The following is a 17,506-nucleotide window of genomic DNA, read 5'->3' on the forward strand; positions in this document are numbered from 1 at the left end:
TGTCGCGCTCCGGTTGCAAGCGCGACGATGCCGCCGACATCAGGCCGCGCTGCGCCCCAGTTGCATCACCGACGGCGATTGCAGCCCGCGCAGGCTGCCTGCCACCGACGGCATCAAGGGCCGCTCGCGACGCTTGCTGCTGACGTGACGCCGATAGTTGGCCGGCGTCATGCCAACGATGCGCAGGAACAACCGGCGGAAAGCACTCTGATCAGCGTAGCCGACACCCCACGCCACCTCATCGATACCCGCCCCCTGCTGCAGCAGGGTCTGCGCCTTGGCGATGCGCAGCCGTTGGCAGTATTCGATCGGCCGCAGGCCGGTGGCCTTGAGGAACCGCCGCTGCAGTGTGCGCGGCTCCAGCCCGGAGACCTCGCAGATCGCGGCAAGGGTGGCGCCGCGTGCCGCCGTGGTGTGCAGCCAGCGCTGTGCCTTCAGCACATCACGATCGCCATGTGCGAAGTTGGCGCTGAAGCGCTCCAGGTCCTGCTGGATCGTGGCGGGCACGGTGATGCCCAGTTGCTGTGCGACCGCACTGGCCACGCCCTGCCCGTGCAGCCGGTACAACAATCGCAGGCCAAGGAAGCGCCAGGCCTGGGCCCCGCCGACCGTCAGCAGGTCACCGTCATCCACCAGCGCCCGCTCGCTCGGCACCCAGCTCGCGGCCTGCGCCTGCAGGCCTGGATGGCGCCCGAGATCGGGACCACTGACCGTACGTCCGGCCAGCAACCCGGCACGTGCCAGCACGCTGACGCCATCACTGGCGGCGGCCAGCAGACTGCCGCCGTCATAGTGCGCACGCAGCCAGTCCAGCAGGACCTCGTCCGCGCGCAGGCACGCGCCGGCACTGATCTGGCCGGGAACCGCGATCACAGCCGGGATGGCCGCATCGAGCATTTCCGCACCCGCAATACGATGCACCCCTGTCTGGCTGGCCGGCACGATCCAGCGGGTGACCAGCACCCGCTTGAACGGCCGACGCTGCTGCTGGGCAAGGCGATTGGCAACGTGCGCCATTTCAGCCAGTACGGAGGCGGCAGACGGATCACCTCCCGGGTATTCAACCACCGCGATCTCGACGAATCCTTCGTTCCTGAATCCTTCCACAGACCACCTCCTCGGTTCGTTGCAGGCCATCGAACGGCCGGTTCAGGCGAAGGGTAGGAACTGGTCCATCGGCGGGGCTATGAAGAAAGTTGCAAAGTGCGCTGAATGCGCGCACCCGGGCCAAGCCTTGACTCTCGACCAGACTCCAGGCTTCACAATGGTCGGCAGCCCCTGCAGGAATCCGCCATGAACATTGGACAACTGGCCCGCCAGGCGGGCGTACCGATCGATACGGTGCGCTACTACGAACGACAGCAGCTGCTGCCGACCGCGGCCCGCTCGGCGGGTGGCTACCGCATCTTCGGCGAGCAGGACCTGCGCCGGCTGCGATTCATCCGCCGCGCCAAGGCGCTGGGCTTCAGCCTGGAAGAGATCGGCGAGCTGCTCGCATTGAGCGATCGCCATTCGCAGGACATGGGCAGCGTGCGCGACACCGCGCAGGCGCGCCTGCAGGACATCGCACAGCGGATGGCGGAGCTGCAACGCATGCACACTGCACTTTCGCTGCTGGTCGACGCCTGCCCAGGCCACGGCGCGCTGGACCAGTGCCCGATCCTGGCGGCACTGACCGACGACACTGCACAGGCGAAAGGCGACTGACATCGGCTTCGCAACGCACGTGAAGAAAAGTGCAACAAATGCTTGCCAACCCCCTGGGGCAAGGCTATTATTTCGCTCCTCAGCGACGTGGGGCCATAGCTCAGCTGGGAGAGCGCCTGCATGGCATGCAGGAGGTCAGCGGTTCGATCCCGCTTGGCTCCACCAATCTTTCGGCATTAGGCCGTCGAAAGGTCGCTAAAGAACATTGATGAGAATTGCGTCCCCATCGTCTAGAGGCCTAGGACATCACCCTTTCACGGTGGCGACCGGGGTTCGAATCCCCGTGGGGACGCCACTCATCACGAACAACGAGGACCCGGCCGATAACCGGGTCTTTTTTGTTCACCGCCTACCGGCATTCAGGTTGTGGCGTTGCGGTTCCCCTGCCCTCGTGGTCGCGGTTGAACCGGAACGAAAAAAGCTCAAAAAAGCTTCCACAAACGTGAACACGCAGGTATGATAGGCGGCTCGGTAACACGGGGCCATAGCTCAGCTGGGAGAGCGCCTGCATGGCATGCAGGAGGTCAGCGGTTCGATCCCGCTTGGCTCCACCACTTTCGACATTAGGCCGTCGAAAGTTCTACAACTTGAAGTTTTTCGTGCGTCCCCATCGTCTAGAGGCCTAGGACATCACCCTTTCACGGTGGCGACCGGGGTTCGAATCCCCGTGGGGACGCCAGTTTCAAAACGGACTCTGCTCCCGGCAGATCATCCGGAGTTTCATTGGGGCCATAGCTCAGCTGGGAGAGCGCCTGCATGGCATGCAGGAGGTCAGCGGTTCGATCCCGCTTGGCTCCACCACTTCGACATTAGGCCGTCGAAGGATCTACAACTTGAAGTTTTCGTGCGTCCCCATCGTCTAGAGGCCTAGGACATCACCCTTTCACGGTGGCGACCGGGGTTCGAATCCCCGTGGGGACGCCAATTCTTTAAAACCCCGGCTTCGGCCGGGGTTTTTCTTTGCCTGTGATTCCTGGGAAGGCCCTATCCACGCATGGCGCGGATCTACTGCAGGGCCGGGATGGATCCGGCGGCCGGTTGGCCCAGTAGATCCACGCCATGCGTGGATGGCTTCAACTCGGCCACACCTCAGAACCGGCGATACATCCCGATCGATGCAGGTGCGGTGGGTGCGAAACCAAACTGCGCGTACAACCGGTGCGCTTCACCATCCGCCAGAAGGCTGACGTATGCCGACGGCGGCAGGTTCGCCTGCATCCAGCCCTCCAGGCGACGCATCACTTCCTTGCCCAGGCCCTGCCCCTGCAGGCGCGGCAACACAGCGATATCGCAGACCTGCAGGTGGCAGCCCCCATCGCCGACGATGCGCCCCATCGCCACCAGCTCGTTACCCTGGTAGGCACACACGCCATACAGGGTATTGGGCAGCGCGCGTGCCGCCGCCTCCTGGCTCTTGGCACTGAGGCCCGCCAGCACACGCAACTGGCAATAGTCTTCGACCGTGGGCACGGCGTCGCGGAACTGGCAGGCGACGGAATCATTCATGCGCTATCTCCCTGTAGGTCGGGCTATCCTGCCTCATCCATGTCGCAGCTGCTGCGACCCACGCCCGCAGAGTTCCCATGTGCTATTCCGCCCTCATCCGCGCCGACTACGCCAAGCTGGTGCGCGAGTTCGGCGCCATCCTGTCGCTGGAAGAATTCGCGGAGCTGTACGCGCACGATCCTGGCAAGAAGCGCCCCAGAACTCCCAAGGCGATGGATGACGGCTTCGCCGGCGCGCGCACCGAGCAGGGCCGCGACATCGTCGCGAAAATCCAGCAGTGGCATGCGCAGGAACGCCAGGATCTGGAAGCGGAGCTGGCCCGCCAGCGCGAGCGACGCGATATTGCCAATGCCACGCTGGCGACCCGCCCCACCCAGAAGGCACGCAACGACCTGCGCGTGGCCGGCAACCGCATCGATCGTGCGCAGGCTCGGCTGGAAGACCTGCACCGGGTGCAGTTGCTGCCGCGCGACAACCGCATTTTCCCCGGTACCTACGCACCGGTGATGGTCAGCGAGGGCGGCAAACGCGTGATCAAGCCGATGCGCTACCAGTGCCGGCTGCCGGACAAGCCTGCGCGCAACGACGTGCTATATCCGGGCACCTACAACGCGCGGCGCGACAGCCTGGAAGGCTATTGGCGCGGTGCGTTCGGGCTGCGCCACGGCGTGGTGGTGGTGCAGGCGTTCTATGAGCACGTGCCACGCCATGCCATCGCCGGCCGTACGCTGGGTGCCGATGAAAAGGATCAGGACGTGGTGCTGGAGTTCCGGCCCGATCCCCCGCGCGACCTGCTGCTGGCCTGCCTGTGGGCGGAATGGGAAGGACCGGAAGGTCGCCTCCTGTCATTTGCCACGATCACCGACACGCCTCCGCACGACGTCGCCGCTGCGGGCCATGACCGCGGCGTCGTTCCCATCCGCAAGGAACACCTCGATGCCTGGCTCAATCCCGATCCGGATGACCTGGCGCGGCAGTACCGCATCCTCGACGACCGCGAGGAGATCCGCTACGTATACGAAGAAGCGGGCTGAACACCGCGCACAGATGAAAAACCCCGCCTGGGCGGGGTTCATGGATCAGGGATTGCCGCCGCACATCGCCTCTTCGCAGAAGGCCTGTTCCTGCAGGCATTGTTCGACCTCTCCACCCCGCGCGATGCAGCTCTTGTAGAGCTGGAAACAGGGCTGGCCACACCACGCGGCAGAGGCCGTACCACCGAAGACCGCCATCGAAAGGACACCCGCAGCAACCATGCGCTTGATCCACTTCTTCATGCCACTCTCCTTGCAGGCCTGAGCATTCAGGCCCGGGCAGGATACGCCCACCGCTTCAGCACGCGCCAATCAGGCGCTGGCGCTGGCGCGGCCCACTGCGCGTACCAGCGCCTGGCTCAGATCTGCCGAGAGATAGGGCTTGACCAGCAGCACGCCGGCCAGCATCGGCTCGGGCAGCTGCTCGGCCTGCATCCCGGTGGCCAGCACGAACGGCACCCCGCGCGCCGACAGTGCCGCAGCCACCGGCTCGCTGGTCTCATTGCGCGCCAGGCGGTAATCGAGCAGGGCCACGTCCGGGGTCGACGCCTGCAGCAGGCGCAGCGCTTCAGCCACGCTCGCGGCCAGCCCCACCACCGTCGCACCGGCATGCACCAGCTGCATCTGCAGCAGTGCGGCACTCATCTCGTCGTTCTCGACCACCAGCACCCTCAGGTCCTGCAACACTGTCATCGGCTACCGCTCCTGGAGGCATTCAAGCCGCCGCAGTATAGCCATGACAGGGCCGAAGCCGACAGGAGGCGCCCCGATCGGCCTCCCCACTATGAAAGCCGTGCCGACCTCGGTTACACTCGCACGCTGCCTGCCGGTGTGGCGGAATGGTATACGCAGCTGACTCAAAATCAGCCGGGGGTGACCCCATGAAGGTTCGAGTCCTTTCACCGGCACCACTGCATCAAAGGCCAGGTCCCCGACCTGGCCTTTTGCATTTTCAGGACCGGAGCGCCGACACTGGCGACGATGCCAACGCCCGCCCTGCCCACGCTCCCCGCCACCCTGCCCGCACGGCTGCGTCCACTGCACGTGGATGATGCTGCCGCCTGGGCCAGTTATCTCTCGCTGCCGGGCGTGACCGAGCACACCAGCTGGGGCGACGTTTCCGAAAGGGCACTGCGTTGCCAGATCGCCGGTTACCTGCCCACGGCAACGGACCAGCGCTGGGCGCTGGTGGGCGCCGACAGCCAGCTGATCGGCACCGTTGGCCTGAACGGAATCGACCTGTCGCATGGCCGCGGCGAACTTGCCTATGATCTCGATCCGCGCTGGCAGGGTCAGGGACTGGCCACGCACGCAGCACGCGCGGTGCTCGAATGGGGCCATGCCGCACTCGCTCTGGTCCGAATCCAGGCGACTGTCCTGGACAGCAACGTCCGCTCGATCGCCGTGCTGGAACGCCTCGGCATGCAGCGCGAAGGCCTGCTGCGCGCTTACCGGCGGGTTCGAGGACAGCCCCGTGACTTCTGGATGTACGCCCGCGTCGAAGGCTCCGCGTCACCATGCTGAAACACAACTGCGACTTCCGGCAAGCTTCGAAATAGACGCAGCGCACACTTTTCTTGCAAGCCACACGTGCTTCTGCCTATCGTGATCCCAGCCGGAGCTGGGGGCGGGGGAATGCATGACGTTGCGTGCGGCACTGTTTTTTCTGGTCACGCACGCGCTCGTCATTGCCTTTGTTGGCCCGCAGGACCCGGTCGGCTCCTACCTGATGCTGATCACTGCCCCGTTGCTGGCTGCACTGGCCTGCGTGCGGCGTGCACGTGACAGCCGCCAGGCGGCCTGCAAATGGCGGACGCTGGGCGCTGCCGTGGGCCTGTTCTCGCTGGCCCTGCTCGCCCTGCTGTACCGCAATGTGGCCGGCCTCGATCCTGCGCAGATGACCGTGTCTTCGCTGATCCTGTACGTGTTCTACCGCATACCCCTGACCTACGTGGCCGCCAGCCCGGGCGGCGGCAACCGCTGCATCCGCGCGGTGGACCTGCTGATCATCGCGCTGCTGTGGCTGCTGTACTTCGGGCACACGCGGGCGATGGCGCATTTCAACGCCGCATTGTGGACGCAGTGCCTGAACGCCATGAGCAACCTACAGAACAGCCTGGTGTTCTGCTTCGCGCTGATCCGCTTCCTGGCCGAGGACAATCCCGACCGCCGCGATTTCTTCCGGACACTTGCGATCTACGCGCTGGGCTATTTCCTGCTGGCGTTCTACATCAACACCTACCAGCCGCAGCTGCCTGACGGCAACTGGGGGGACCTGCTGATCAGCGGACTGTTCGTGGTGCTGGCCGTCATGGCCGCCAGCAAGCGCCGCTATCCGGCGGTGGAGGTATCGCGCAGCCTGCGCCGCATCGTCGACGCGGGCGTGCCGTTGATGCTGCCCTTGCTGCTGATGATGGTGGCGCTGCTGGTCGCGCGCCTGCAGCCCACCCTGGCCACGGTGGGCTTCATTGGTGCCATGCTCGGTTATGCCCTGCGCAGCGTGCTGAGCCAGGTGGAGATCCAGCGCCAGCGCGATGAGCTGGAAACGCTGGCGCGGCGCGATCCGCTGACTGGGCTGGGCAACCGCCGCAGCTTCGACGAATCTCTTGGCAATGCCCGTGGCCGCGCACGCCGCCAGGGACTCGGGCTGGCGGTACTGATGATCGACATCGACCACTTCAAACGGCTCAATGACACCTATGGCCATCCGGAGGGCGATCGTCGCCTGCAGTCGGTCGCCGCCATTCTTGATGGCTGCCTGCAACGAGGTGACGATCTGCTGGCGCGCTATGGCGGCGAAGAGTTCATCGCCGCCCTGCCCTCGCCCGATGCCGCCCACGCACTGGGCCTGGGCGAACGGCTGCGCGCTTCGGTTGAAGCCGCAGCCCTGCCCGCCCCCGAGGCCACCGTCACCATCAGCATCGGCGTGGCCTGGCAGGCACCCGGCGAAGACCGCGATCCGCGCGACCTGGTCGAACGCGCCGACCAGGCCCTGTATCGCGCCAAGCATGCCGGTCGCAACTGCGTACGCGGCGACACCGATAGCAAGGAAGACCCGTCCGGTCGCCGCGCCTAGACCGCGTGCAGCCCCGCTGTTCCGTGCCGGTGCCCGGCCCCGCCCTGCACGCGGAAACTGGCCACGGTCTGCAGCAGCTGCGCCGACTGCTCTTCCATGCTGCGCGCCGCCGCCGACGCCTCCTCGACCAGGGCCGCGTTCTGCTGGGTGCCCTGATCGATCAGGTCGACCGCATGATTCATCTGCTGGATATCGTCGCTCTGCTGCTGCGAGGCCGTGCTGATTTCAGTCATCAGGTCACTGACCCGGCGCACGTTGGTCACGATTTCATCCATGGTACGGCCCGCGCTCTCAACCTGCGCCGTGCCGGCGCCCACATTGGCAACCGACTCATCGATCAGGTGCTTGATCTCCTTGGCTGCGCTGGCCGAACGCTGCGACAGCTCGCGGATCTCAGTGGCGACCACGGCAAAGCCGCGGCCATGTTCACCGGCACGCGCAGCCTCCACCGCTGCGTTCAGCGCGAGAATGTTGGTCTGGAAGGCGATGCCGTCGATCACTCCGATGATGTCGACGATGCGCCGCGACGAGGCATTGATCACCGCCATCGTCTCGACCACTTCATGCACCACAGTGCCGCCTCGAGCGGCGACGTCGGCCGCTCCACCGGCCAGCTCGCTGGCCTGGCGCGCGTTGGTGGCCGTGCGCTGCACGGTCTCGGCCAGGCCTTTCATCGACACAGCGGTTTCCTCCAGCGAGGCCGCCTGCTGCTCGGTACGCTGCGAGAGGTCGCTGTTGCCCTGTGCGATTTCGGTCGCGCCGACTGCGATGGTGTCCGCGGCGAACTTGATCTGGCCGATGATCGCGGCCATCGCCTCGACCAGCGAATTCACGCCTTCGCACAGTTCGGCGATCGACCCGTTCTTGTCGGCGGTGGCCACGCGCTGGGTCAGATCGCCCTGCTTGGCGGCAGCCACCACCTCGCGGGTCTGCGCCACGGCGCGCTGCATGGCCTGGTTCTCGTGCACCTGCGCGGTGATGTCTGTGGCGTACTTGACGACCTTGAACGGCTTGCCATTGAGGTCCAGGATCGGGTTGTAGGATGCTTGGATCCAGACCTCGCGCCCGCCCTTGCCCAGGCGCCGATACTGGCCGGCATCATATTCGCCGCGCCCGAGCTTCTCCCAGAACTGGCGATACTCGACGCTGCTGCGATGCTCAGGCTCGACAAACAACGAATGGTGCTGCCCGCGCACTTCGTCCAGGCTGTAGCCGGTAGCGGCCAGGAAATTGTCATTGGCCGACAGGATGCGGCCATCCATGCTGAACTCGATCACCGCCTGCGATTTGGCGATCGCGGCCAGTTGCCCCGCCGAGTCGGCCGCCTGCAGCTTCTGCGCGGTGATGTCGGTCGCGAACTTGACCACCTTGTACGGCCGCCCCTGGCGGTCCAGCACCGGGTTGTACGAAGCCTGGATCCAGATCTCGCGCTGACCTTTGCCGAAGCGGCGGTACTGTCCGGCGTCATATTCGCCACGCCCCAGGCGCACCCAGAAGTCGCGGTATTCCGCGCTGCGCGCCTGCTCGGGGTCGACGAACAGGGAGTGATGCTTGCCCTGGATCTCCTCCAGCCGGTAACCCATCGCCTGCAGGAAATTGTCATTGGCCCGCAGGATGGTGCCGTCGAGCGCGAACTCGATGACGGCCTGCACGCGATGCAGCGCGGCCACCTGCGCTTCCAGCTCGGTGCGGTCGGTCATCGCCGCCTCTGTGCTGGTGCGTTGCTGCGGCGCCAGCACGCCAAGCAGCGCACGCCACGGCGACCAACGGGTATGCAGCTCGGCCGGCGCCTGCGCGCCTGCCGTGAAGCCTGGAATGAGCATTGTCTGATCCTCGGTGTCCGGTAAGCGGTTGTGACCCGACGGGCGGGATGCCCGGCGGCAACATCAGTTGCCAGGGACTACAGGTGCCAACGGGCACCTCTCGAGCGACTGCCAAGAACGTCTGCTGCGGGTGCGATCGGCATCTGGAAGCGGCGGAACACACTGCGCGGACCGCCCGTCGGGGGCAGCCTGGGGTCCTGCGGCGGGTGACTGGAGCGGGATCCAGAGGGAGTATCGGCGACGCCGTCGGCCGCTTTAGCGGGATTCCGCGACGTCCGTCGCAACTCTGTGCATTGCAGCGGGAATGCGGTAGACGATTGCCGTGTACTTCACGCCCTGCTCACGTGCCACAGCCTGCCCACCAAGGGACTCAGCCAATGCACGGCTGGACCGGTTCCGTTCCGCCACCGGGTAGCGGAACGCAGCACAGCGCAGGCGCCCGGAGGCCGCCGACCACACCGCCGCCACTGCCTCGCGGCCATAGCCGTGCCCATGCATCACTTCTGCGATCCAGATGCCCAGTTCGGGTTCTGCTTCACGGGCTCGATGCAGGCCTGCCAGGCCAAGGAATACCCCATCCCCGCGCCTGCGGATCACCAACGTGATGTCGGTCCCGTCGGCGATGGTAAGCAGCCACGCCCGCCAGACGGCAGCAAACGCCTCCTTCGAGGGTGGCGGCTCAAACGCCATATAGCGGGTCAGCCCGGGTGTGATTGCCACAAATGCCTCGTCGGCGTCACCGGGCGTGAATGGCCGGAGGTGCAGCCGCGGACTGTCGATGGTCCAGTCGTCCAATGTCATCTTCTGCATCGCCTGGGCATTGCGTGCAGCATCGCTCAGCAGAAGGATGCAGCTCAAGGCAGAAAGGTTTACATGACCAATGCGGGATTCCCCAGCAGGAGAAAATGACCAGCATGAAGGTCCCGCAGGATGCTTATCGACATGGAGATCGCATGTTCCCTCGCTTTGCCAGCCTTCTCTTCCTGGCCCTGTGCAGCAGCAGCGCGCTGGCCAACGACGTCGCCTATCGACCCGCCTTCCACCCCGACCAGCTGAAGGGACCACCCGCAGGACGCCCGAACGAAGTGCTGGTGCTGGGCAGCCCGCACCTGTCCAGCCTGCCGGAGACCTTCACGCCGGCGATGCTGGAACCTCTGCTGCAGCGCCTGGAAGCCTGGCGGCCCACCGCGATCGCGGTGGAGAACCTGTCCGGCCTGCAGTGTGACTTCATGCGCCGCAATCCGGCCCGATACGCGGAGAGCGTAGCGGACTACTGCGTCGATCCGGCACCGGCGCAGGCCGCCACCGGCCTGGACGTGCCCAGCGCCAACGTGGAGATGGAACGCCTGCTTGCGGATTGGCCGAAGGCGCCAACCGCTGCCCAGCGGCGCCGATTGGCCGCCGTGTTCCTGGCCGCGGGCGAAAGCAGCTCGGCAGTCGTCCAATGGCTGCGGCTGCCCAGGGAAGAGCGACGTGCTTCGGACAGCCTGTCACCGGAACTGGTGCAGTTCCTCGACACGCGCATGGCCCGCCGCAACGAGGCCGGACTGGTGGCCGGCGTACTTGCGGCACGCCTGGGGCTGGAGCGCCTGTGGTCGGTCGACGACCACACTGCAGATTCGCCAACACCGGAATCGCAGCAGAAGGCCTACGCTGCCGCCATACGCGGTGCCTGGGACAATTCCTTCGTCAAAGCGCGCAGGGCGGCCGATGAACGACTGGAGGCCAATCTTGCTCAACCGGATGGATTGCTCGCAATGTATCGCGCCTACAACGCCCCCGCAGCCGCGATGGTGGCCTTCAACAGCGATTTCGGCGCGACCCTCGTCGAGCCCTCGCCGGAAGGCTTCGGCCGCAACTACGTGGGCTACTGGGAAACCCGCAACCTGCGCATGGTCGCCAACATGCGCGACATCCTGGGCCAGCATCCAGGCACCCGCATGCTGACCATCGTCGGTGCCTCGCACAAGGGCTACTACGAGGCTTACCTCAACCTGATGCATGACGTGCAGCTGGTCAGTTCGGATGAAGTACTGCGTTGACGTCAAGCCGGTCGGCTGCGGTATCTTGGATGCAACTTCAACCACTCCACGGAAGGAACCCATAATGAAACAACGCATTTCCGCCGTACTCTTTGCCATAGGCCTGGCCGGTGCTGCACAGGCCTCGGCATGCGATCTCACTCTCGACAGTGGTGGTGACCTTGCTGCCGCAGTGACCGCCGCACCTGGCAAGAAAATCTGCCTGCGGCCTGGCGCCTACGTCACTGGGCCTGCACCACTGGAAGTTCCCTCCGGCACGACCATCGAGGGATTGGGTGCGAGCATGGCCGACGTCGTGATCTCCGCCCATGGCTCCCCACAGAAGGCAATCGGGCTCGGCAGCGGCACCATGCTGCACAACTTCACATTGTCCACCGGTGCAGGCGGAAACTTCGGTGTACTGGCCTATCATCAGGACCGCATCATCATCTGGAGCCTCGATATCGTCGGCTTCCAGATCAGCACTGGTGTCGTGGGCGGGAAAGGTGTGGATATATGGGACACCTTCATGCGTGCCAACGGCATAGCGGGCAACAATGTGGCAGACCCGAATCTGTGGATCACCGATTCCCGCGACGTCACCATCCTCTATGGGCAGCTGACCGGACGCAAGGATGGCCCGGGGGGCGATGGCGAGATGGCCATCTACAACTCGAGCAACGTCATGATTGATGGCGCCCGCGTCATCGACTCCGGCGCCAGCGCCATCTATCTGGTGAACTGCGTCGACTGCACCATCAAGAACTCGGTGATCGAACGCCCTGGTGAATGGGGTATTGACGTCGTACAGGGTTCACAGCGCTTTTTTGCAGAAAACAATGCTGTAAGCGGTGCGAACTATGGTGGAGCGGTGTTTGAGACATCGGGCGGTACCACGGCAACATTCCGCTCCAACCGGTTCATTCAGAATCGTCGCTTGGGTGTTGGAAACTGCAACGGCATCAATGCAAAGGGTGGTGTTGCAGGCGTTCTATCGACAGGTAACATCTCTTTCCCTTCAGGTGATCTCTGCGTCTTTCCGTGAAGCATGGGCCTGAGCATCAAAAGCATGAGGCGGTACTTCCTTCCTGCCCGTCCGCCACAGCACGATGCTGGCGGCACCGATACAGGACAGCGTGAACACCAGCAGGGCGACCGCGCCGCCCTGCAGTACCGGCAGCAGGGCCTGCGCGTGAAGGTCGCCGCGCAGCTGTTCCGCACGCAGGCAGGCGGCCAGCGCGAGGCACCAGCCAACCATCGCCGGGGCGTAGGCCCGCATCGCAACCGGGTTCCAGACCTTCATGGGATCACCTGCATGAGTGGATGTGCGCGCAGTATTCGCGCACGCCCTCTCACAGGCTGAGATCAGCCTTCGGCGGCTTCGGAATCATCGCCGGGCAGCTCACTGGCCTCGCCCTGCACCTGTACGTTGTTGCGACCCATTGCCTTGGCCCGGTAACACTGGGCATCAGCCGCTGCCACGGCCTGGTCCACGCTCATCCCACCCGCCAATGGCGCGATACCGATGCTGGCACCCACATGCAGGCGGTCCCGGTCCCACGGAATCGACAGCGATGCCAGGGTGTGCAGCAGTTCACCGCCGATGCGCGCGGCACGACGCGGCGTGCAGCCGGACAGGATCACTGCGAATTCGTCGCCGCCCAGACGCGCCACTACGTCCGAATCGCGCACACCGTGGCGCAGCACGCTGGCCACCGCCCACAGCACGGCATCGCCGGCCAGATGGCCCCAGGTGTCGTTGACCGGCTTGAAGCGGTCCAGGTCGATGTACATCAACGACGCGGCCTGGCCAGTTCGCTCGACGCGGGTGATCGCCTGCTGCAGATGCACCTCGAAACCGCGACGGTTGCTCAGCTCGGTGAGCGGATCGATCTCGGCCAGATGGCGCGCTTCGCGCTGGCGCGCGCGCTGCTGGGTGTCATCACGCAGTACCCACACTGCACCGCGTACATGACCTTCATCATCGCGCAGCCAGGCACGGGTCAGGTCGACCGGGATCGTGGCCGTGCCCAGGCGCAGCAGAAGATCGGCGTGCAGGTCCACCGCATTGCTTTCCGGATCCAGCAGGACCGACACATCCAGTACCGAGCCGGGCGCATATTCGGTGGTCAGTGCCAGCACGTCCTGCACCTTGTGCCCGGCCAGCGACAGCGCGCCATCACCCGCCAGGGTGCGTACTGCGGCGGCATTGGCGTAGTCGATACGGCCATCCAGGCTGACACTGAGCACCAGGTCGGCAACCGCATCAAGCGTGATACGGCTGCGCTGCTCGCTCTCGAACAGGCGCTGCTCGCTGCTGCGCTGGGCGCTGATGTCCTGGATCTGCGACACGAAATGCAGCGGTTCACCGTGCTCGGTGCGCACCAGCGACACCGACAGCCGCGCCCAGATCACCTTGCCGTCGCGATCGAGATAGCGCTTTTCCAGGTGGTAGTGGCTGCGCCGCCCGGCCAGCAGATCCTGCACCAGGGCCAGGTCGGTCTGCAGGTCATCGGGGTGGGTCAGGCGCTGGAAATCAACCTGCAGCAGTTCTTCGCGGGGGTAGCCCAGGATCCGGCACAGTGCGTCATTGACGTCCAGCCAGCGTCCTTCCAGCGACACCAGCGCCATGCCCAGCGCCGCCGACGTGAACGCACCGGCGAATTTCTCTGCCGACAGGCGTGCTTCGGCGCGCGCCTGCAGGATCTCGGTGATGTCGATGGACATGCCGACATAGCCGATCCGCGCGCCGCCGGCACCATCCATGCGGCTGATCGACAAGCGCACCTGGCGTGGCTGGCCATCCTTGCGCCGCAGTGTCCACTGCCGTGAATAGGTCTGCTCATCGGCGCGGGCGCTGAGTGCTTCAAACGCGCCCGGCAGGCTTCCGTCCGCAGCCGCCAGCGGACGCAGCCAGGCCGCCAGCTCGTCCGGATCGTGGAAATCACCCAGTCGCCGCTGGCCGACCACTTCTTCCGCGCTGTAACCCAGCAGGCGTTCCGCGCCGGTATTGAACAGGGTGATGGTGCCTTCGGTATCGGTCGCGATCACCGCCACCTCATCGGACGCGTCGACCACGGCCTGCAATCGCTGCCGGCTCTCGGCCGCATCCTGCCGCGCCTGCTGCAGCTCGGTCACGTCGGCGTGCGCACCGGCCATCCACAGCGGTCGTCCCTGCCCGTCCCATTCGAACACGCGGCCACGGTCGTGGATCCACATCCACTGGCCGTTCTTGTGGCGCATGCGCAACAGGCAGACGTAGTTGTCGCTGCGGCCTTCGAAATGGTCCTCGAGCGCCGCGTCGGACAGGGCGATATCGTCGGGATGGACCAGCGTCAGGAAGGTCTTCTGGCACACCGGCTCCAGCTCTTCCAGGCGATAGCCGACAATCTCCGCCCAGCGCGCATTGACCCGCATTTCGCCGGTCTGCACGTTCCATTCCCAGGTACCGGCAGCGGTGCCGTCGATGATCATGGCCAGGCGCCGGCGCTCCTCTGCCAGTTCCTGCAGGCGCCGCTCGAGCAGACCGTTGCCGTTGTTTCCCTGGCCCGCCATCAATCCGGTCCCCGGCCCGCACAGGCGGGCAGCAGCCGCAGCACAACGCTGCAGCCCTCAACGAAGACAACGGGTCCTGCTGGCGTCATGGCCCTCCCCAGCGACAGCGGGGAGGCCAAACGCCCCCCTCAGGCGCAAGTGTGCGCAATCACGGGGAAAATCGACAAGTCCCCCGCCACGAATCAAGCGTGACGGGGGACACGGTCCTCAACTGCGCTTGGCGCGGGCGAAGGCCTCGGCCAGGGCGTTGTTGGCCGGGGGCGCGGACTGAGCGGGACGGCCGCCATTGCCCTGGCCCCGGTTTGGCCCGCGGTTCTGGCCGCCTGCGTCGCGGCGCGGCCCCTGCCCCTGGCCGCGGTCATCACGCTGGCCCGGGCGGCTGGTGGCCTGCCCGGGGGTGTCGTCCAGGCGCCGGGTCAGGGCGATGCGCTTGCGCGCCACGTCCACCTCCAGCACCTTGACCTTGACGATATCGCCGGCCTTGACCACGTCGCGCGGGTCCTTCACGAAGGTATCGGAGAGCGCCGAGATGTGGATCAGGCCGTCCTGGTGCACGCCGATATCGACAAAGGCGCCAAAGGCCGCCACGTTGCTGACCACGCCTTCCAGCACCATGCCCTCGCGCAGGTCCTTGATGTCCTCGACGCCCTCGGCGAAGCGCGCCGCCTTGAACTCCGGACGCGGATCGCGGCCCGGCTTCTCCAGTTCCTTCAGGATGTCGCGCACGGTCGGCACGCCGAAGGTGGCATCTGTGAACTGCTCGGCCTTCAGGCCACGCAGGAAGCTGCCGTCACCGATCAGCGCCTTGATCGGGCGCGCGGTGCTGGCCACGATGCGCTCAACCACCGGATAGGCTTCGGGGTGCACCGCCGAGGCGTCCAGCGGCTGGTCACCATCGGCGATACGCAGGAAGCCGGCGCACTGCTCGAAGGTCTTCTCGCCCAGGCGCGCGACCTTCAGCAGGTCCTTGCGACGCTTGAACGGGCCATTGTCGTCACGATGGCGCACGATGTTCTCGGCCACCGTGGACGACAGGCCGGACACGCGCGACAGCAGCGCGGCCGAAGCGGTGTTCACGTACACGCCCACGGCATTCACGCAGTCCTCGACCCGCGCATCCAGCGCCCGTGCCAGGCGGTACTGGTCCACGTCGTGCTGGTACTGGCCGACACCGATCGCCTTGGGTTCGATCTTGACCAGTTCGGCCAGCGGATCCTGCAGGCGGCGCGCGATGGACACCGCGCCACGCAGCGACACGTCCAGCCCCGGGAATTCCTTGGCCGCGAACTCGGACGCCGAGTACACCGACGCGCCCGCCTCGCTGACCACCACCTTCTGCAGCTTCGGGTTGGCGGCAGCCTTGATCGCTTCGCCGGCCAGCTTGTCGGTTTCGCGGCTGGCGGTGCCGTTGCCGATCGCGATCAGTTCCACGTTGTGCTTGGCGCACAGCTGCTTGATCGTCTGCAGCGACTGCTCCCACTGGCGGCGCGGCTCGTGCGGGTAGATGGTGTCGGTCGCGACCAGCTTGCCGGTGGCATCGACCACGGCAATCTTGCAGCCGGTGCGGATGCCCGGATCCAGCCCGAGTACGGTCTTCGGGCCCGCCGGCGCGGCCAGCAGCAGGTCCTTCAGGTTGTCGCCGAACACTGCGATGGCTTCGGCCTCGGCCTTTTCGCGAGCCTGGTTGAACAGGTCCAGCAGCAGATGGGTGTGCAGCTTGGCACGCCAGGTCAGGCGGCAGGCATCCAGCAGCCAGCGGTCGGCGCCGCGGCCCTGATCGGCGATGCCGGCCTTGCGCGCCACGCGTCCTTCGGCGTACTGGTGGCCGGCCTCGGCCTCGTTGCCCGGGTCCAGCTCCAGGAACAGGATCTCCTCGCGGCGCGCACGGAACAGCGCCAGCAAGCGGTGCGAGGGAATCTTCGCCAGCGCCTCGGCGTGTTCGAAATAGTCACGGTACTTGGCGCCTTCGGTTTCCTTGCCCTCGGCCACGCGGGCACGGATCACGCCGGTCTCGCCCAGCCAGGTGCGCAGCTCACCGACCAGCGCGGCGTCTTCGCCCCAGCGCTCCATCAGGATCGCGCGGGCGCCTTCCAGCGCGGCCTTGGTGTCGGCCACGCCCTTGTCGGTGTCGACAAAGGCGGCCGCAAAGACCTGCGGGTCCTGCGTCGGGTCAGCCAGCAGGCCATCGGCCAGCGGCTCCAGGCCGGCCTCGCGGGCGATCTGGGCGCGGGTCCGGCGCTTGGGCTTGTACGGCAGGTACAGGTCTTCCAGCCGGCTCTTGGTGTCGGCGGCCAGGATGTCGTTGCGCAGGTCGTCGCTGAGCTTGCCCTGCTCACCGATGCTGGCCAACACCGCCGCGCGACGGTCTTCCAGTTCGCGCAGGTAGGTCAGGCGCACTTCCAGGTTGCGCAGCTGGGTGTCGTCCAGGCCCCCGGTCACTTCCTTGCGGTAGCGCGCGATGAACGGAACGCTGGCGCCCTCGTCGAGCAGGCCGACGGCGGCACGTACCTGGGCGGACTGGGCACCGATCTCGTCGGCGATGGTCTGGGCGATCTGCTGGGCGAGCGCGCTCTGGGCGTTCTTGGCGTCGTGCATTGCTTCAGGTCTGTGCCGCGTTACGGGAAGACCCCATTCTGGCAATCCACGACGGAGCCGGACAAGGCATTGACAGGGGGCGAGGTTCAGCAGCGAGGCCGGAGTGGACGCCGGCATCCTGGCGAAAAGAGGGCTCGGACTGGCCCTGGGCTGGGATGCCGGCGCGGGCGCGCGATGGTGGGCGCGCCC

Annotated in this window: 15 protein-coding genes and 7 tRNA genes; 13 read left to right on the forward strand and 9 right to left on the reverse strand. The window is 65.9% G+C overall.

What is annotated here, in order from left to right:
- Window positions 1-39: 39 nt before the first annotated feature.
- The gene (locus ACZLIB_RS14100; RefSeq protein WP_032129381.1) at window positions 40-1,107 is read right to left on the reverse strand and encodes a GlxA family transcriptional regulator; all 1,068 of its coding nucleotides are present in this window, start codon (window positions 1,105-1,107) and stop codon (window positions 40-42) included.
- Window positions 1,108-1,293: 186 nt separating this feature from the next.
- On the opposite strand from ACZLIB_RS14100, the gene ACZLIB_RS14105 reads away from it, so the two are divergent.
- From ACZLIB_RS14105 to ACZLIB_RS14135, 7 genes are all read left to right on the forward strand, one after another.
- Entirely contained in the window at window positions 1,294-1,707 is a 414-nt protein-coding gene (locus tag ACZLIB_RS14105) for a heavy metal-responsive transcriptional regulator (RefSeq protein ID WP_049461605.1), read from the forward strand.
- Window positions 1,708-1,796: 89 nt separating this feature from the next.
- Window positions 1,797-1,872 (forward strand) — tRNA-Ala (locus tag ACZLIB_RS14110).
- A gap of 54 nt (window positions 1,873-1,926) precedes the next feature.
- A tRNA-Glu gene (locus ACZLIB_RS14115) sits at window positions 1,927-2,002 on the forward strand.
- 183 nt (window positions 2,003-2,185) lie between these two features.
- Window positions 2,186-2,261 (forward strand) — tRNA-Ala (locus ACZLIB_RS14120).
- Window positions 2,262-2,310: 49 nt separating this feature from the next.
- Window positions 2,311-2,386: transfer RNA gene (locus ACZLIB_RS14125), tRNA-Glu, on the forward strand.
- Window positions 2,387-2,432: 46 nt separating this feature from the next.
- Window positions 2,433-2,508 (forward strand) — tRNA-Ala (locus tag ACZLIB_RS14130).
- 47 nt (window positions 2,509-2,555) lie between these two features.
- Window positions 2,556-2,631: transfer RNA gene (locus ACZLIB_RS14135), tRNA-Glu, on the forward strand.
- Window positions 2,632-2,796: 165 nt separating this feature from the next.
- Here the strand turns inward: ACZLIB_RS14135 and ACZLIB_RS14140 are convergent.
- A complete protein-coding gene (locus ACZLIB_RS14140) occupies window positions 2,797-3,213 on the reverse strand; it encodes a GNAT family N-acetyltransferase (protein ID WP_010484960.1) in 417 nt (138 codons plus the stop codon).
- A 77-nt stretch (window positions 3,214-3,290) separates the two neighbouring features.
- Here ACZLIB_RS14140 and ACZLIB_RS14145 point away from each other — a divergent pair, with 77 nt between their 5' ends.
- Window positions 3,291-4,247 carry an SOS response-associated peptidase family protein gene (locus ACZLIB_RS14145; RefSeq protein WP_049399994.1) on the forward strand — a complete coding sequence of 319 codons (957 nt, stop codon included), beginning with the start codon at window positions 3,291-3,293 and terminating at the stop codon, window positions 4,245-4,247.
- 45 nt (window positions 4,248-4,292) lie between these two features.
- On the opposite strand, the gene ACZLIB_RS14150 is transcribed toward ACZLIB_RS14145, so the two are convergent.
- Together ACZLIB_RS14150 and ACZLIB_RS14155 are read right to left on the reverse strand one after the other, a co-directional pair.
- Window positions 4,293-4,490 (reverse strand): hypothetical protein, encoded by a 198-nt coding sequence (locus tag ACZLIB_RS14150; RefSeq protein WP_010484956.1) that lies wholly within the window; start codon window positions 4,488-4,490, stop codon window positions 4,293-4,295.
- Window positions 4,491-4,559: 69 nt separating this feature from the next.
- Entirely contained in the window at window positions 4,560-4,940 is a 381-nt protein-coding gene (locus tag ACZLIB_RS14155; RefSeq protein WP_032129385.1) for a response regulator, read from the reverse strand.
- A 132-nt stretch (window positions 4,941-5,072) separates the two neighbouring features.
- On the opposite strand from ACZLIB_RS14155, the gene ACZLIB_RS14160 reads away from it, so the two are divergent.
- The 3 genes from ACZLIB_RS14160 (at window position 5,073) to ACZLIB_RS14170 (ending at window position 7,323) form a co-directional block, all read left to right on the forward strand.
- A tRNA-Leu gene (locus tag ACZLIB_RS14160) sits at window positions 5,073-5,158 on the forward strand.
- Between the two features lie 70 nt (window positions 5,159-5,228).
- Window positions 5,229-5,771, forward strand: coding sequence for a GNAT family N-acetyltransferase (locus ACZLIB_RS14165; protein ID WP_478467949.1), 543 nt, complete (start codon window positions 5,229-5,231; stop codon window positions 5,769-5,771).
- A 115-nt stretch (window positions 5,772-5,886) separates the two neighbouring features.
- Window positions 5,887-7,323 (forward strand): GGDEF domain-containing protein, encoded by a 1,437-nt coding sequence (locus ACZLIB_RS14170; RefSeq protein WP_032129387.1) that lies wholly within the window; start codon window positions 5,887-5,889, stop codon window positions 7,321-7,323.
- On the opposite strand, the gene ACZLIB_RS14175 is transcribed toward ACZLIB_RS14170, so the two are convergent.
- A complete protein-coding gene (locus tag ACZLIB_RS14175) occupies window positions 7,320-9,146 on the reverse strand; it encodes a methyl-accepting chemotaxis protein (RefSeq protein WP_478467950.1) in 1,827 nt (608 codons plus the stop codon). The two genes, ACZLIB_RS14170 and ACZLIB_RS14175, sit on opposite strands and share 4 nt — an antisense overlap.
- Before the next feature lie 255 nt (window positions 9,147-9,401).
- Window positions 9,402-10,004, reverse strand: a complete 603-nt coding sequence (locus ACZLIB_RS14180; RefSeq protein WP_478467952.1) for a GNAT family N-acetyltransferase — start codon at window positions 10,002-10,004, stop codon at window positions 9,402-9,404.
- A gap of 95 nt (window positions 10,005-10,099) precedes the next feature.
- Here ACZLIB_RS14180 and ACZLIB_RS14185 point away from each other — a divergent pair, with 95 nt between their 5' ends.
- Window positions 10,100-11,188, forward strand: coding sequence for a DUF5694 domain-containing protein (locus ACZLIB_RS14185; RefSeq protein WP_478467954.1), 1,089 nt, complete (start codon window positions 10,100-10,102; stop codon window positions 11,186-11,188).
- 64 nt (window positions 11,189-11,252) lie between these two features.
- Window positions 11,253-12,212, forward strand: a complete 960-nt coding sequence (locus tag ACZLIB_RS14190) for a right-handed parallel beta-helix repeat-containing protein (RefSeq protein WP_257472475.1) — start codon at window positions 11,253-11,255, stop codon at window positions 12,210-12,212.
- Here the strand turns inward: ACZLIB_RS14190 and ACZLIB_RS14195 are convergent.
- The 3 genes from ACZLIB_RS14195 to ACZLIB_RS14205 form a co-directional block, all read right to left on the reverse strand.
- Entirely contained in the window at window positions 12,186-12,470 is a 285-nt protein-coding gene (locus tag ACZLIB_RS14195) for a hypothetical protein (RefSeq protein WP_257472476.1), read from the reverse strand. The genes ACZLIB_RS14190 and ACZLIB_RS14195 overlap by 27 nt on opposite strands.
- A gap of 62 nt (window positions 12,471-12,532) precedes the next feature.
- Window positions 12,533-14,722, reverse strand: a complete 2,190-nt coding sequence (locus ACZLIB_RS14200) for a PAS domain S-box protein (protein ID WP_164081376.1) — start codon at window positions 14,720-14,722, stop codon at window positions 12,533-12,535.
- Window positions 14,723-14,929: 207 nt separating this feature from the next.
- On the reverse strand, window positions 14,930-17,317 hold the full coding sequence (locus ACZLIB_RS14205; RefSeq protein ID WP_478467956.1) for a Tex family protein: 2,388 nt from the start codon (window positions 17,315-17,317) through the stop codon (window positions 14,930-14,932).
- Window positions 17,318-17,506: the final 189 nt, after the last annotated feature.

It is taken from the genome of Stenotrophomonas sp. 220_Sma, from assembly GCF_056487375.1.